Below are 14576 nucleotides of genomic sequence, written 5' to 3' on the forward strand. Positions count from 1 at the left end.
TGACTAAGCGAACACATGCATCACCCAAAGCCCCATAACGAGGAATACGATTAACCACACTACTTGCAACGTTCTGTTCGGCTTGTCTTGCTGACGAGTGGGGTGATCTTTAAACGCACGGCCCTTCATTTTGCCCATTAAGCTCTTTCCTAGAGCACGTCGATAAAATTCACGTCTCTTATGAGCGGCATTGGCAACTTCGGTAAAGCGCTGTCTTTGCTCATTGGTGAGATCTTTATCCTCGTAACGAGGAGGGAGATCAGAATGCTTGCGTTGTACTGCCATCACTTCCTCCCTGGTCGATGGGTACATTTTTATTAAGTATATACCCAAATAACCAAAAAGATGCGTTATAAGTGAAGCACATAGACGAAAAAACCACCCGAAGGTGGTTTTATGACGAGCAACAAATGAACGCTAGAAGTACTCACATAAATACGCAGTCGCTTCTTTCACTTGAAGCTCAAATGAAGAATTACCTTCCACTTCAAAAAACTCACCACTTTGATAAGTCGTCCAATCGCTCTCGCCAACACGCTTGACCACAAGCGCACCTTTTACAACCGTCATACGCTCTGGTGCTTGAGTACCAAACGTGTACTCACCAGGAAGCATCACACCAACGCTAACATCCTGATCTTTCTGGTTAAAGCCTAGTGATTTTACACTACCAGCAAAATAGCTATTTTCCTTAATATTCATTATTGGTTTCCTTATCAAAAGTCCGCTCTTTTTTACCTTGTTTCTTTCCGTTACTCAAGCTTTGAAAGCCATTAAACTCAACGTAATAACGCACATCCTTTGCTACTGAGCGAGAACCTCTTTTCACGAGGATTAATCAGGCGACCTAAACCGAGCAAGAAAAACTGCGAAGTAATGAATGTGAGCAAACAACAAAACCATCAATAAGATGTGTATCTGAATGTAAAAGTGGACATTAGATCATAGTTTCGTCGTCTCAATGGCGGGATTGTTTGTTTTTAAAAAGGAAGGTTTCCACCATGTTAAAAAAGTGGAGAAAATTAGATCTATGACGTACTCAACCCGCCGAAGGCGAAAAGCACGACAAGAACCAAAACTTTCATTTTTGGCTCGCCACCAATCCAAAATCCTCAAGAGTACATTTGTCTGCTTCGGGATGGGTCTGTTGACGCTTTTTGGCTATCAAATCCACCTCTCCTATCAAGACCACATTGATCCGGAAAAGGTGTACGGCGAATGGATTGAGATTGGCGCGCCACCCTACCAAACAGAACGTCTCGTTTTCACTGAAGATGGGGTATACCGAAACCATCGACTTATTACTACGGAATTTGAATTCGATGGCAAGGTCATCACGTTGAATACCGGATTAGGAAAGACCGCGTATCAGATCTCGGGCTCTCATCTTTCACCTCAAATACGCCGTATTGAGCCTCTTATTCCAGATCAGCGATTCATTCGTAAAGGATTTGAGCATACCGTTCAGGGCTCAGAAATCGGCGCAGCCTCTAAACGTCGCGCGGCGTTGAGTGAACACTTCAGCCGTGACTAATATGTCTTCACGGCTATTTTTCCTTTCAATTCTCTTTCTATATCAATGAAACAAAACCTTAATAAACAACAAAATAAGGCCTTCATCGCATTTAACTAACTCGTTACTGAGTAAACAATAATTTTAGTTTCTGCTGAGATTTTATAAATTATTGACTCAGTCTGACACTTTCTGTGTAACAGAGTGCGAGTTTTAGTTAAGTTCTCTCAAGTGCCTCGAAAACCGTCTTAATTTTTTTTGACGAAAAAAAACTCTCTGAAATGCTGAGTGTGATGCTTTTGCACGTGGAGTAAATCCAATCATCTTATCTGGTGCAAGAGCAGCCTATGTTCTAGGTAGAACATGAATCCAAGGATTGAGAGAGAAGTTATGATTCGATTTAACCTATGTGCAGCTGGAGTTGCTTTAGCGCTATCAGGTGCTGCAGTTGCGGCTCCAACCGCACCAAGTATCGATATGTACGGTTCCAACAACCTTCAGTTTTCTAAAATTGAACTCGCGATGGAAACCACGTCAGGCTACTACGACATGGTGAAATACCATGAGCAAGCGAAGATTACTGTTAAATTTAACCAGTGGAGTGGCACACCTGGTGACACTTACAACGTCTATTTTGATGGTGTAAAAGTAGCAAGCGGCCCTATCACTGGTAGCCAAACGACAGCTTCGTTTGAATACGGCCAAGGTGGCTTATACCAAATGGAAATCGAAGCATGTGATGCGACAGGTTGTGCGAAAAGCGCACCAGCTGAAATCACAATTGCAGATACCGATGGTTCTCACCTGAAGCCACTAACGATGAATGTTGATCCAAACAACAAAACCTACAATACCGATCCAAGCGTCGTGATGGGTACGTATTTTGTTGAATGGGGCATCTATGGCCGTGACTACACAGTCGATAATATGCCGGTCGACAACTTGACTCACATCCTTTACGGTTTTATCCCAATTTGTGGCCCAAATGAGTCTGTGAAGTCTGTTGGCGGCAACAGTTTCAACGCGCTACAAACTGCTTGTACAGGTGTGCCTGATTATGAAGTCGTTATCCATGACCCTTGGGCTGCTTATCAGAAGAGCTTCCCACAAGCTGGTCATGAATACAGCACGCCTATCAAGGGTAACTACGCAATGCTAATGGCATTGAAACAACGTAACCCTGATCTAAAAATCATCCCATCGATCGGTGGTTGGACACTGTCTGACCCATTCTTCGATTTCGTGGACAAGAAAAACCGTGACACATTCGTCGCATCAGTTAAGAAGTTCCTGAAAACTTGGAAATTCTACGACGGTGTTGATATCGACTGGGAATTCCCTGGCGGCGGCGGTGCAGCAGCCGATAAGGGCGACCCTGTAAACGATGGCCCAGCATACATCGCACTGATGCGTGAACTGCGCGTAATGCTTGATGAATTAGAAGCTGAGACAGGCCGTACTTACGAGCTAACGTCCGCTATCGGTGTCGGTTACGACAAGATTGAAGACGTAGACTACGCAGATGCAGTTCAGTACATGGATTACATCTTCGCAATGACTTACGACTTCTACGGTGGTTGGAATAACGTTCCTGGTCACCAAACTGCGCTTTACTGTGGTTCATTCATGCGTCCTGGTCAGTGTGACGGTAGTGGCGTTGATGAGAACGGCGAACCGTACAAAGGTCCTGCTTACACAGCAGATAACGGCATTCAACTTCTTCTTGCTCAAGGCGTTCCTGCAAACAAGCTAGTACTTGGTACAGCAATGTACGGTCGTGGCTGGGAAGGCGTAACTCCAGATACGCTAACCGATCCAAACGACCCAATGACAGGTACTGCTACAGGTAAACTGAAGGGCAGCACAGCGCAAGGTGTTTGGGAAGATGGCGTAATTGACTACAAAGGCATTAAGTCATTCATGCTAGGTGCAAACAACACTGGCATTAACGGCTTCGAGTACGGCTACGATGCACAAGCTGAAGCACCATGGGTATGGAACCGTACAACGGGTGAGTTGATCACATTTGATGACCATCGCTCAGTGCTAGCAAAAGGTAGCTACGCGAAATCTCTGGGTCTTGCGGGTCTATTCTCTTGGGAAATCGACGCGGATAACGGCGACATTCTCAACGCAATGCACGAAGGTATGGCTGGCGGTGTGGTTCCTCAACCAAACCGTAAACCAACAGCCGCAGCTGGCGCAGATCAATCAATAACAGGTCCTGCAAATGTGGTTCTAGATGGCAGCCTGTCAAAAGACTCTGACGGCACCATCGCAAGCTACGCTTGGGAACAAGTATCTGGCACAGCAGTGGTACTAACAGGTGCAAACTCAGCGAAAGCAAGCTTTGATGCAGCAGAAGTTACTGTTGAAGAGCAATTAACTTTCAAGCTGACGGTGTCTGATAACGAAGGTGCAACGGCATCTGACCTCGTTGTAGTAACAGTGAAACCAGCAGGTGTTGTTGACCCAGTGAACAGCGCACCAGTAGCACAAGTTGTTGCTCCAGCAACAGCAAACGCTGGTGACGTTGTGGTTGTAGATGCATCTGCGTCTAGCGATGCAGACAACGATACCCTGACATTCAACTGGACTCTACCTCAAGGTCTGAATGCAACGGTTGAAGGCTCTAAAGTCACGTTCACTGCTGAGGAATACCCGCAAGACACAAGCTTAAGCTTCACTGTAAGTGTGAGCGACGGTAAAGCGTCTTCATCGGCAAACGCGACAGTGGTTGTTGCACAGCACACAACCGATCCGAACCCTGGTACTTGTGACAACGCATGGGATGCGAGCGCAGTGTACACAGGTGGTAACCAAGTGACTCACGCAGGTAAAACGTGGGAAGCGAAATGGTGGACTCAGGGTGACGATCCTAGCCAATCTGGCGAATGGGGCGTTTGGAAAGAAGTTGGCGTAGCTAACTGTAACTAATTTCAGCCTTGCAGACTTTCTGCTAAATAAACAAAGGACAGCTTCGGCTGTCCTTTTTGGATTTAACCTCTTAACGAGAAGAGCAACACCAGAGACGAAAAAATCTGAGGTGTTACTTTCAAATCGAATTAGCGCAAAACGGAGCGAGTCAATCAGTAAAAGTAAGGGTTACCAAGCACTATCGAGCAAACGGTCAAAACTACTGAAGACTTGCTCACACTTCATCACTCGACCATGCCCCTGACCTTGTGTTGTCACTAACTCAACGTTTTTAATCTCTTCAGCCGCTTTTGCCGAGACACTGTATTTGGTGAACTTGTCTTGCTCATCATGAATAATAATGGTGTGAGACGGACGCTCAGACAAACGCTTCATCGGATCAATGGACTGTAACGGATAACCAAATTGGTCTTCAACTTCTGAAACCACAGCATTAAAAAGCTTCATCGAGTAACCGGAACGTGCAATGCTACCGAATAAGTTCTCTACGTAATTTAATACCGGAGCAATAAGCAGCAAAGGCTTGTTTTCTAATTTACTGTGCCTACACTCAAGAGCAGAAGCGGTGCCCATGCTGTGCCCAACTAGACCAACAATATCCTCGACCGTATCCAACACATCTTCTAATCCTCTGACAAACCCCGGAATGTGCCCATACTGCCCCTCACTCTCACCATGTGCCGGATGATCGTACGCCAAAGCAGTAAACCCTTTCGACGCAATATGTTCCATCAGTGGATAAAACTGACTTGCCGTTCCAGACCAACCATGAGTTAGCACCCAAATAGGTCCAGAGCCCAAAGTATAGGTTTTGATGATGCCTGCATGCCCTTTAATTTCACCTTTGATAAGCCCTTGAGGTTCAATATTTTTAGGTTGCGTACGAGCAGGTGTCAGAAGAAGTTTACGTGCGGTCTTCTTTGCATGTGACGGGGCCAGTGTATGGTGTAACCGAGTACTAATGTTCACCAAACTGCGCTTAATACTGAAACGTTGCGATGTATTAAAGTAAATTTTTTCACTCATAATCATGTCCTTAACTATCAGCTTTGCACAAAATAGAACGGTCGTGCTTTTTATGCTGATAAGAAAGAGCGAACTCAGCCGCTCTTGTGATTTTATGTCTACGAATCTGGGAAGCGATTAACCGATATTAGTCTTTCCAGCGAGAAAATAAGTTGTCGATCCCTTGCCAAAACAGACGCAAGCTTTCTTGCTCACCTTTAATTGAGTAAAAAACATGCGCACTCAAATAGAGACCGTACAAATCAAACGTTGCTTGGCGTGTATCTAAGTCTGCTGCAAATTCTTGCTTCTCTTTGCCTTTCGCTATTTGGATCTCCAAATAACTCAGCCAAGTGTCTATGGATTTACGCAGTCCGGCCTGAAGCGGGCAATCTTTATCTGTCGTATCATTCCAAGCGTCAAGAAACATACAACTTCCTTGGAATGCGTGATTCCAAGTCATCCAAGAGTCGAGCAACCCTCGAATTTTACGCTCGATATTGCCATCCCCGAGTTCTCGAGCAGGCTCAATAACCCGATCAGCGAACACTTTATTGGCGTGATCAAGCACCGATAGCTGTAAATTCAACTTCGAATTAAAGTGGGCAAACAGACCACTTTTCGACATACCGCATTGCTTGGCTAACTCTCCAATCGTAAGACTTTCTAATCCGTCTTCGCTGGCGATCTCGAAAGCCCGCTGCAGAATAAACTCTTTTGTCACTTTTCCTTTTTGCATAATCTTATTTTTAGCACGATCGTTCTTTTTTGCAATCTCGAGTTAACTGGTCTAACCATTATTCAGTGCTATTTTCGACTCACGAATCAGGTATTGATTGCGTTAATAGGTTAATAATTAAGAAGTTTGAAGTAAGTCTTAATTTTCAAAACAGCTTCAATGTAAGCGCAAGTCTGTCGACTTTTTCACGTATTACTTCAGTAACAACCTGCTATTTTCACCTAAGTTTTTTATTTAGGTAAACAATGTAATGGCAAAGAAACAAAAAATAGCCAGCTTAGAGTTTGCACGTATCATTGCGATGCTTGCGATTGTGGGTTTGCATTGCCAGATGGCACTGACGTACTGGCAGTGGAATGGGATACCATGGGTTGGCTATATGCTCAACCAACTGGCTCGTTTTGCTGTTCCGCTGTTCTTTCTCATCTCGGGTTATCTAATCCAGCCGAAGTTGAGTCACTCACCTATCGATACTCTTAAGAACTACGCCAAACCGTTAATGAAGGTTTGGCTCATTTGGAGCATGATCTGTTTACTGATGCCATTCCAATGGCAGACGGTCGCTGAGGCAGGATATCTCGCCGAAAGGCAAGGTTATTGGGGGTACTTAATGTCAACCCCGATCAATTCACTCATCGAAGGCGGACTCGTTCATCTGTGGTTTATTCCGGCTCTGGTCATTGCCGTAGCGTTAATTGCCTTTCTCGTGCATATCAATATGGCGCAACTGATACTGCCAACCGCAGTATTGCTATACATATACGGGGTCTTTGCTGGCAGTTACGCGACCATTACCGACCTGCCAGCGCCTTTCTTTACTCGTAACGGGCCTTTTTTCAGCACGTTGCTAGTTGCTCTAGGTTATTTCGCACGAGAAGCGCAGTGGCGGTGGTCGAGAAACAATACGGTTCGATGCATTATTCTTGGCATGGCACTGCATTTTGGTGAAGCTTACTGGCTGATGCAACATGACATCGCTTTCAACTCGCACGACTTCCTATTCGGTACCGTTATCTGGGCTGTAGGTGTCTTTATGTGGCTTTTGGCTCACCCTCATTTTGGCGACATGCCTTGGGTCTTCAAACTATCTCCTAGCGTGTTAGGGATATATGTTAGCCATCTGCTTATCATAATTGTCATGATGAATGTCGCTGGATTTATCGGGCTGCAACACCTCGCGAAAGATGTGTTTATTTATCCTGCAACGATTGTTGCAACCATACTGCTTGTGAAAGCAATCGACGCTTCACCGTTGAAAAAATGGCTCCTACGCTAAATGCATTCAGCTCTAGATATAGCTAGCTTTAACTCAAAAGGGTTAGAGCTAGCCAGTTAAAAATGAGATTTCTCTCTCACTGACCAATTTTTGACTTTCTAATCCTTCAGAATTTGCTTTCACTCACAAAAAACATTGTTCATTTCCTTTAAATTGGCTCGACTATTACAACATTGCTCATTAAACGGAGGCTGTATGTGGGCAGGTCAAGGACTCGTTCCTTTTTTAGAGATTAGTCACTGGTTAACTTACGGTTTATATGCCGCTGCGGTTTTATTCGGCGCAGCAAGCATTGCGTCACTCAGAAAATAGTGGCGCACACTATCATTTCCTAACTCCTACTGTTAATTCGAGCTCTCTCACAACTAACTCATTCATTTGTGGCTAATATTTCTCCAACCAGACAAAGGAGAAATGTCTATGCCAATCTATCCAATTGTGGCTTTCTGCTGTTTGTTGTTCTCTAGCGCCACCTTTGCTGCATCAACCAATGAACTGAATCTTGTTAATTCTGGTGTCGGTTACGCGGCTCTGATTATCTTTTCGATCGCTTACATACTGGTTATGTTGGAAGAGTATCTGAAAATGAGAAAATCCAAGCCAGTGCTGCTCGCTGCAGGGTTAATTTGGATTCTGATTGGCTACACCTTTGCTCAGCACAACCAGCCTGAAATCGCCAAATCCGCACTAGAACACAACTTGTTGGAATACGCCGAGTTGCTGCTGTTTTTGCTCGTGGCGATGACTTACATCAACGCAATGGAAGAACGCAAACTCTTCGATGCCTTACAGGCGTGGATGGTTGGTAAAGGTTTTGGATTCAAAAAGTTGTTCTGGCTGACGGGGTTTCTCGCTTTTGTCATTTCACCGATTGCCGATAACTTAACTACGGCCCTTTTGATGTGCGCTGTAGTGATGAAAGTCTCTGGTGATAATCCTAAGTTCGTCAATCTTGCTTGTATCAACATTGTTATCGCAGCCAACGCTGGCGGTGCATTCAGCCCATTTGGGGATATTACAACCCTGATGGTGTGGCAAGCTGGTCATGTCAGCTTTGCTGAGTTCATTCCGTTGTTTGTACCGTCATTGGTGAACTACTTGGTTCCCGCGTTTTTGATGTCACTGTTTGTTCCAAACACAAAACCGAATACGATTCACCAACACGTTGAGCTAAAACGCGGGGCAAGGCGTATTGTCGCATTATTCATTCTGACTATTGCCACTGCGGTCTCTTTCCACGCCTTGCTGCACTTCCCACCCGTTATGGGCATGATGATGGGCTTGGCGTACTTACAGTTTTTCGGATATTTTTTGCGTCAAACTCTTAAACACTCACTCGCAAAAAAAGCAGCTATGGCAATTGCCAATGGCGATGATCAGGCATTGAAGCGCTTAGGCTCAGTGGTTCCGTTTGATGTGTTTCATCGTGTGTCTCGAGCCGAATGGGACACCTTGTTGTTCTTCTACGGTGTTGTAATGTGTGTTGGCGGTTTAAGTTTACTTGGCTACCTCGAACTGGTTTCAAACGTCATGTACACGCAATGGAACCCAGTCTGGGCAAACGTAATGGTTGGTGTCCTATCTGCAATCGTCGATAACATTCCGGTTATGTTTGCTGTACTGACCATGGAACCAAGCATGTCGATGGGCAACTGGCTACTGGTCACATTAACCGCAGGTGTCGGTGGCAGTTTGCTTTCCATTGGCTCCGCGGCAGGCGTCGCTTTAATGGGAGCCGCGCGTGGACAATACACCTTCTTTGGCCACCTAAAGTGGGCTCCCGTCATCGCCTTGGGTTATGCCGCCAGTATTGCGGTACACTTGTGGATGAATAGCGGTTTATTTACTTAAAAGCACCGACAATCAGGTGCTTAACTTGCAACACAACCTAGCGGTCGGATGGATGGTTAACGCCATCCATCACTTCAATCGCTCCCAACTCATATGGGTTGACGCCCTCTAAGCAGCCGACATTATAGCCATACTCACTCGGGTCAGAACGACGCTGATGGTGCGTATAAATACCGCACTCGCCACAGAAAAAGTGCTTCGCAGTGTGTGTATTAAATTGATACTGCTTCAAGACGTCTTCACCTTGCATAATACGAATACCGTTCAAAGGTACAGATGCGACAATCGCGCCACGACGTCGACACATAGAACAGTCACACCGTCTCGGTTTCTCAATACCATTGGGTAACGCCAGTTCCAGCTCAACTTTTCCACAGTGGCAACTCAGTCGATGTAATGTGTTGATTTGGGTGTTGCCAACTTTCTTAATCATAACTTTTCCTTGTTGTTTTTCTATCTGTGTACATTATGTTAAACAGGTTAATATCATCATAATCTCGTCCAAAAACTCGACATCCATCACTTTTCGCGACATTTTATTGGCCGATTTGTTAGTTGCTATTTTGGCGACTGTCTATCGCGTCCGTGAGACGTGTTATCTCCGGCGCGGTTTTTAAACCAAGGAAATTAATTTATGGACAAAGATCATAGCCTAAGAGAGAACCTCTTGGCTCTGACGCTCGGCAGTGCGTTAGTGTCACTTGGGGTGATATTTTTTAGCAAAGTAGGATTGCTCACTGGCGGTACGGCTGGCTTGGCGATCTTCCTAACCAAAGTGAGTGACTTCAGTTTTGGTCAGATATTTTTCGCTCTTAACCTCCCTTTTTATATTTTATCTGTGATGTGCATGGGTTGGCGCTTCACTATCAATACCTTTATTGCGGTTTCGATTGTCTCTTTTGCGGTCGATCATCTGCATCATGTGATTGAGATTTCACGAATCGAACCTTTCTATGCGGCACTTTTGGGTGGTGGACTGATTGGAATCGGTATGTTGGTAATTTTCCGTCACAAAATGAGTTTGGGTGGCTTTAACATTCTAGCGTTGTACCTTCAGGAACGTTTTGGAGTTCGAGCGGGTAAAGTTCAAATGGCGTTAGATTGTGCCATCGTGGTGATGTCACTGTTCATTGTAGATGTGCACCTTATCGCTCTATCTGTTCTAGGTGCCATCGCAACGAACTTGATTTTGGCGATGAACCATAAACCAGGACGATACCAAGCAAAAGCGCAAGCAGCATAATCATCGCTGCATAGTCAACAACCCTAAAGCCCCCAGCCAGTCGCTCGGGGCTTTTTTCATTCAACGCTAAGATCACGTCAACGAACTCGTTTTGCAGTGCTGCTGCATCTCTTCATCCAATTTAGCTTTATATTTCTGACTAAGATGGAAGTGTACTTGCATCAACAAGTCATGTGCGTGGAACAGCTCAAACGCGTCGCTACCATTTTGCTGACAAATAACCTCACAGCGCTCAGCATGCACTTTGGCTTCTTGCGGTTTATCTGCTTTAAGCAAGCTCATCGCTAAGCGATACTCTGCGCGCTCTTCTTGCATCCAACCCCCTGCCACTTTCCAATAGTCTAGCGCGAGTGTCGCTGCTTCTAGCATCTTCGATTTTTCCATGCACGTGCGCTCAGCCAGCGCTTCGTACTGACATGCTAAGTTGTTCGCAGTGATCGCGATAGCGCGCGCTAATGGCCCTTCTGCATCGTTCGGCGTCATTCCTAACGCTGCCTTCACCAACCATTGACTCGCCAGTTCAAGCTGAACAAGTGCAGAAAGTTCATTCGAAATCAAAGCGTAAACTCGGCGTTGTTCTTGCTCTTCCAATAATTCCATATTGTCAGTGCCATCTACGAAATAGCGCGCAACGGCAATACTGCGTTGAAATGCCAAACTCTCGGCAACCTTGCGTTCATCAAAGTGCTCTAAACAAGTAAGAAACTGTTCTGGGCACTGGAGATGCCCAATAGCGGTATGCAGCATCAATGCGAATATTCGCTCGATTTGGGTAACGTCTTCCACCTCGCTCAGAGCCGTTTCTAGCTTAGCATAAACTTGTTCGGGATTTTCCTCGTGATGCTGCCAACACTCACTCATGAAGGCATCAAAATCCGTTTTGAAAGGCATGTCCTTATTGTCCTTCTTCTATTCGTATAACGATTATGAAACTCTACACTATCGTTACCCCTGTGTAGCACGCTTAATCCCAATACGAGAATCGCCTCACTTAAAGCGGTGTACCTTGCTCCAGCGCGAGCAAACGTTGCTTGCGCTCCACTCCACCTGCATACCCAGTCAGTTTTCCGCTTTTGCCAATAACGCGATGACAAGGTACCACGATAGAAATCGGATTCTTCCCGTTTGCTAACCCAACAGCACGCACAGCTTTAGGGTTACCTATCGCATTCGCGAGATCTTGATAGCTCCACGTTTCCCCATATGGAATGGTCGTTAGTGCCTGCCAAACTTGATTTTGAAAATCAGTGCCTGTCGCTGCAAGGGGCAAGTCGAATTCGTTGCGCAGACCAGCAAAGTATTCATCCAGTTGGGTGACAGCTTGGCGCAAGACCGGATGCTGCTCGTCTCGCACCCCCAGCTCACTCGGCTTAGTGGTGCATGTTTCAAACCAAATGCCAAGTAAGCCCTCAGCGTTCGATTGGATAGTCACCGTTCCTAGTGGACTCGGCATTTCGGTATAAAATGTTTTCATGATTGATTCCATAAGTGAAACGTCGCGTAGCTTCCCCAAGGGGTCGCAGTGTGCGTATTCAGTGATGGGTAACGCTGCATCGCCTTTTTCACCACTAAGTCTTTATCTAGAAAGCAATCGGGTTGAGATTGCCCTCGCAGTTGAGCATAACTGACGGTCCAAGGTCCAATGCCTTTCAAAGCTAGCCACTGCTGGGGGTCAGCTTCTGAGTTGTCCTGCATAAACTGGGCGAAGCGCACTAGCGTCTCTTTACGGCTTTGCGGCATGCGCAAAAAGCTCACGTCGGCGTTCGCAATATCACAGGGAGTCGGGAAAAAACGTTTTTCTGACTCACCACTAAGTGTGGCCACCAATAAGTTAAGTTGACTAATCGCAGCTTTAACCGACACTTGCTGGCCTAAAATAGCTCTAACCCCTGCTTCCCATGCATTCCATACACCTGGAATACGAATACCTTTACTCGACACGAGCCCAGGCGCGACATACTCCAAATGCTGCTCAACAGTACAAATATCAGCGTCAAGATCGAACATACGACGAATGTCAGACACCAAGTTTTGCAGCTTCGTTACGTCTTCAATTTCAAACGCCAGTTCTAAGTATCCTTCACCTTTTGTCGCTTTAAACCAGGCTTTGCTGTTATCCAAAAAAACGTTGCGCTGATAACTCTCATCCCTCACCAGCTCAACCCCCTCAACCGCTCGCAAACGATAGAAGTCCAACATGTGCGACCAATTCAACTCACCTCGATAAGGTAAGGCAATTCGATTGCAACCCGCACCATCAAACTCTTTACGGCGTACTTGAGAAGGCGTTAGTTTGAGAAACTTTTGAAAAGCATCGTTAAAGCGGCGCGTACTGTTAAAACCTGACGCAAACCCCACGTCGGTGACCGACATAGAGCTGGAGTGAAGCAACTGTTTGGCGAACATTAGTTGCTGATATTGCGCATACTGCTTGGGTGACATTCCTAGATACTGCTCAAATAACATACGTAAGTAACGGTCAGAAATCCCAACACGCTCAGCCAACTCAGACACCGAATGGTGATGCAACTCCCCTCTATCAATTAACGAAATCGCTCGTTGAAAGGTCGTCTCGACACCTTTCCATGCCCAAGATCCAGGAGCGCTATCAGGTCGACAGCGTAAACACGGACGGTACCCTGCTTGAAGGGCTTGCGTCTTATCAGCGAAATACTCAACATTTTCTTCTTTAGGCAAATTTGCCGGGCAAATCGGACGACAAAAGATTCCCGTTGTTTTTACCGCCACATAAAATCGCCCATCAAAACGACTGTCTCGCGCGACTCGCGCCTTGTGACACTGCTCAAAGGTCAGTGAGGTATGGGGGTGAATAAACATAGTGCTTTCCTTGCTCATGCCTTTTGTCATTTATTGTTCATAGGCATCGTTCAATATAGTGTTATTGTAGCTTGCTTAAGCGCCCACAATTAGCCATTTTCGGAACTCAATATTGAGATTTATTGGCATTAGCGCTTTTGTACACTAAAGTTAGATCCAGAACATCACAACAACGTCGGCTAAAGGGAATTGGCATGGACTTACATACTTGCGTAATTGTATTAAGAAACCAAAAGGTTATTACCAGTAAATCCGTAGATCATTCTATTGGAATTATCGAACGAGACTCAGATAACGAGATCTCAGAAATTCAGATTAATGCGACGGATGGACGTAATATTCGAACTTATCACTACAACAATGTAGAGGAGTCATTAGAGAGCTTAATGAACCTCTGACGGTTTTCTTTAAGGCACCTTTCTCCCTTGTTAAAAGCGAAAGCAATAGAGCACAGTACATGTGCTCTTTTTTTGTTTAACAGCAAAAATGTTTATCGAAAATAATGACAGACCTTGATTTAAAACAGACAGTAATCGGCAAATAAACACTCGAATATAAAAATCAAGACATTGATTTAAATAAATAAAAACCAACTATTCAATTTTTTAGAACGAGTTTATCAAAATCCTCCCGTTATTTTTATGTTCGCCTCTACCTAAACTGTTCTCAACAGCACGGGAGCACACGCTTCCCACTCATTGAAAAGAGTCAGAGGACAGAATCATGAAAGCACTATTACAGAAAATTACCACATCAAACGCAGGTTACAGCGCACTATCACTTCGCGTTCCAATCGGCATTATCTTTATGGCGCACGGCGCACAAAAACTATTTGGCTGGTTTGGTGGCTACGGGCTAGAAGGCACAGGTCAGTGGATGGCATCTATCGGTTTAGGTCCTGGCGTGCTCATGGCGTTACTTGCGGGCAGCGCAGAGTTCTTTGGCGGCTTGTTCATTTTACTTGGTCTGCTAACTCGACCAGCAGCGGTTGCTTTGGCGTTCACGATGGTGGTAGCGATATTCTCTGTCCACTTTGAAAATGGCCTGTTCATGGCAAACAACGGTTACGAGTTTGGCTTAGCATTACTGGCAGCAAGCGTTTCTCTGTCGTTCTCTGGCGCAGGTAAAGCAGCGTTAGATAACTTTTTAAACAAAAAGCTCTCTTAAGGAGGCC

General features: G+C 45.3%; 15 protein-coding genes. 7 read left to right on the forward strand and 8 right to left on the reverse strand.

The window, feature by feature from the left end; all coding sequences use genetic code 11:
- Positions 1 to 3 precede the first annotated feature (3 nt).
- Both R7P67_RS00305 and R7P67_RS00310 read right to left on the reverse strand, forming a co-directional pair.
- Complete coding sequence (locus tag R7P67_RS00305) at positions 4 to 285, reverse strand: hypothetical protein (protein ID WP_213873643.1); 282 nt, start codon at positions 283 to 285, stop codon at positions 4 to 6.
- 132 nt (positions 286 to 417) lie between these two features.
- Positions 418 to 702, reverse strand: coding sequence for a pyrimidine/purine nucleoside phosphorylase (locus R7P67_RS00310; protein WP_005383244.1), 285 nt, complete (start codon positions 700 to 702; stop codon positions 418 to 420).
- A gap of 328 nt (positions 703 to 1030) precedes the next feature.
- Between R7P67_RS00310 and R7P67_RS00315 the strand changes: the two genes are divergently transcribed.
- Complete coding sequence (locus tag R7P67_RS00315) at positions 1031 to 1534, forward strand: DUF2850 domain-containing protein (RefSeq protein WP_318085845.1); 504 nt, start codon at positions 1031 to 1033, stop codon at positions 1532 to 1534.
- 369 nt (positions 1535 to 1903) lie between these two features.
- Positions 1904 to 4450, forward strand: coding sequence for a glycosyl hydrolase family 18 protein (locus R7P67_RS00320; protein ID WP_262653102.1), 2547 nt, complete (start codon positions 1904 to 1906; stop codon positions 4448 to 4450).
- A gap of 168 nt (positions 4451 to 4618) precedes the next feature.
- Here the strand turns inward: R7P67_RS00320 and R7P67_RS00325 are convergent, their stop codons facing one another.
- Together R7P67_RS00325 and R7P67_RS00330 are read right to left on the reverse strand one after the other, a co-directional pair.
- Positions 4619 to 5476 carry an alpha/beta hydrolase gene (locus tag R7P67_RS00325; protein ID WP_017633823.1) on the reverse strand — a complete coding sequence of 286 codons (858 nt, stop codon included), beginning with the start codon at positions 5474 to 5476 and terminating at the stop codon, positions 4619 to 4621.
- 127 nt (positions 5477 to 5603) lie between these two features.
- Entirely contained in the window at positions 5604 to 6194 is a 591-nt protein-coding gene (locus R7P67_RS00330) for a TetR/AcrR family transcriptional regulator (protein ID WP_262653105.1), read from the reverse strand.
- A gap of 250 nt (positions 6195 to 6444) precedes the next feature.
- On the opposite strand from R7P67_RS00330, the gene R7P67_RS00335 reads away from it, so the two are divergent.
- The gene (locus R7P67_RS00335; RefSeq protein ID WP_154204113.1) at positions 6445 to 7470 is read left to right on the forward strand and encodes an acyltransferase; all 1026 of its coding nucleotides are present in this window, start codon (positions 6445 to 6447) and stop codon (positions 7468 to 7470) included.
- A 420-nt stretch (positions 7471 to 7890) separates the two neighbouring features.
- The gene (nhaD, locus tag R7P67_RS00340; RefSeq protein ID WP_017633821.1) at positions 7891 to 9321 is read left to right on the forward strand and encodes a sodium:proton antiporter NhaD; all 1431 of its coding nucleotides are present in this window, start codon (positions 7891 to 7893) and stop codon (positions 9319 to 9321) included.
- A 37-nt stretch (positions 9322 to 9358) separates the two neighbouring features.
- Here nhaD and R7P67_RS00345 read toward each other — a convergent pair whose 3' ends face one another.
- A complete protein-coding gene (locus R7P67_RS00345; protein WP_053308033.1) occupies positions 9359 to 9754 on the reverse strand; it encodes a GFA family protein in 396 nt (131 codons plus the stop codon).
- Between the two features lie 201 nt (positions 9755 to 9955).
- Between R7P67_RS00345 and R7P67_RS00350 the strand changes: the two genes are divergently transcribed.
- Positions 9956 to 10564: a YitT family protein gene (locus tag R7P67_RS00350; protein ID WP_262653107.1), complete on the forward strand. Its 609-nt coding sequence runs from the start codon at positions 9956 to 9958 to the stop codon at positions 10562 to 10564.
- Positions 10565 to 10636: 72 nt separating this feature from the next.
- Here R7P67_RS00350 and R7P67_RS00355 read toward each other — a convergent pair whose 3' ends face one another.
- The 3 genes from R7P67_RS00355 to R7P67_RS00365 form a co-directional block, all read right to left on the reverse strand.
- A complete protein-coding gene (locus R7P67_RS00355; RefSeq protein WP_033907221.1) occupies positions 10637 to 11455 on the reverse strand; it encodes a hypothetical protein in 819 nt (272 codons plus the stop codon).
- A gap of 100 nt (positions 11456 to 11555) precedes the next feature.
- Positions 11556 to 12038, reverse strand: coding sequence for a methylated-DNA--[protein]-cysteine S-methyltransferase (locus R7P67_RS00360; protein WP_005374431.1), 483 nt, complete (start codon positions 12036 to 12038; stop codon positions 11556 to 11558).
- Positions 12035 to 13402 (reverse strand): AlkA N-terminal domain-containing protein, encoded by a 1368-nt coding sequence (locus R7P67_RS00365; RefSeq protein ID WP_262653110.1) that lies wholly within the window; start codon positions 13400 to 13402, stop codon positions 12035 to 12037. The genes R7P67_RS00360 and R7P67_RS00365 overlap by 4 nt, the downstream gene beginning before the upstream one ends.
- A 194-nt stretch (positions 13403 to 13596) precedes the next feature.
- Here R7P67_RS00365 and R7P67_RS00370 point away from each other — a divergent pair, with 194 nt between their 5' ends.
- Together R7P67_RS00370 and R7P67_RS00375 are read left to right on the forward strand one after the other, a co-directional pair.
- Positions 13597 to 13800 carry a hypothetical protein gene (locus tag R7P67_RS00370; protein ID WP_017633816.1) on the forward strand — a complete coding sequence of 68 codons (204 nt, stop codon included), beginning with the start codon at positions 13597 to 13599 and terminating at the stop codon, positions 13798 to 13800.
- A 325-nt stretch (positions 13801 to 14125) separates the two neighbouring features.
- Positions 14126 to 14569 (forward strand): DoxX family protein, encoded by a 444-nt coding sequence (locus R7P67_RS00375; RefSeq protein ID WP_054865890.1) that lies wholly within the window; start codon positions 14126 to 14128, stop codon positions 14567 to 14569.
- The last annotated feature ends 7 nt before the right edge of the window (positions 14570 to 14576 follow it).

It is taken from the genome of Vibrio sp. Vb0937, assembly GCF_033338855.1.

Bases quoted from the DNA above. Each gene is read 5' to 3' on its own strand.
- R7P67_RS00310 (WP_005383244.1), bottom strand. From the start codon at position 702: ATGAATATTAAGGAAAATAGCTATTTTGCTGGTAGTGTAAAATCACTA.
- R7P67_RS00355 (WP_033907221.1), bottom strand. From the start codon at position 11,455: ATGCCTTTCAAAACGGATTTTGATGCCTTCATGAGTGAGTGTTGGCAG.
- R7P67_RS00360 (WP_005374431.1), bottom strand. From the start codon at position 12,038: ATGAAAACATTTTATACCGAAATGCCGAGTCCACTAGGAACGGTGACT.
- R7P67_RS00370 (WP_017633816.1), top strand. From the start codon at position 13,597: ATGGACTTACATACTTGCGTAATTGTATTAAGAAACCAAAAGGTTATT.
- R7P67_RS00320 (WP_262653102.1), top strand. From the start codon at position 1,904: ATGATTCGATTTAACCTATGTGCAGCTGGAGTTGCTTTAGCGCTATCA.
- R7P67_RS00345 (WP_053308033.1), bottom strand. From the start codon at position 9,754: ATGATTAAGAAAGTTGGCAACACCCAAATCAACACATTACATCGACTG.
- R7P67_RS00330 (WP_262653105.1), bottom strand. From the start codon at position 6,194: ATGCAAAAAGGAAAAGTGACAAAAGAGTTTATTCTGCAGCGGGCTTTC.
- R7P67_RS00325 (WP_017633823.1), bottom strand. From the start codon at position 5,476: ATGAGTGAAAAAATTTACTTTAATACATCGCAACGTTTCAGTATTAAG.
- R7P67_RS00365 (WP_262653110.1), bottom strand. From the start codon at position 13,402: ATGTTTATTCACCCCCATACCTCACTGACCTTTGAGCAGTGTCACAAG.
- nhaD (WP_017633821.1), top strand. From the start codon at position 7,891: ATGCCAATCTATCCAATTGTGGCTTTCTGCTGTTTGTTGTTCTCTAGC.
- R7P67_RS00375 (WP_054865890.1), top strand. From the start codon at position 14,126: ATGAAAGCACTATTACAGAAAATTACCACATCAAACGCAGGTTACAGC.
- R7P67_RS00350 (WP_262653107.1), top strand. From the start codon at position 9,956: ATGGACAAAGATCATAGCCTAAGAGAGAACCTCTTGGCTCTGACGCTC.
- R7P67_RS00315 (WP_318085845.1), top strand. From the start codon at position 1,031: ATGACGTACTCAACCCGCCGAAGGCGAAAAGCACGACAAGAACCAAAA.
- R7P67_RS00335 (WP_154204113.1), top strand. From the start codon at position 6,445: ATGGCAAAGAAACAAAAAATAGCCAGCTTAGAGTTTGCACGTATCATT.
- R7P67_RS00305 (WP_213873643.1), bottom strand. From the start codon at position 285: ATGGCAGTACAACGCAAGCATTCTGATCTCCCTCCTCGTTACGAGGAT.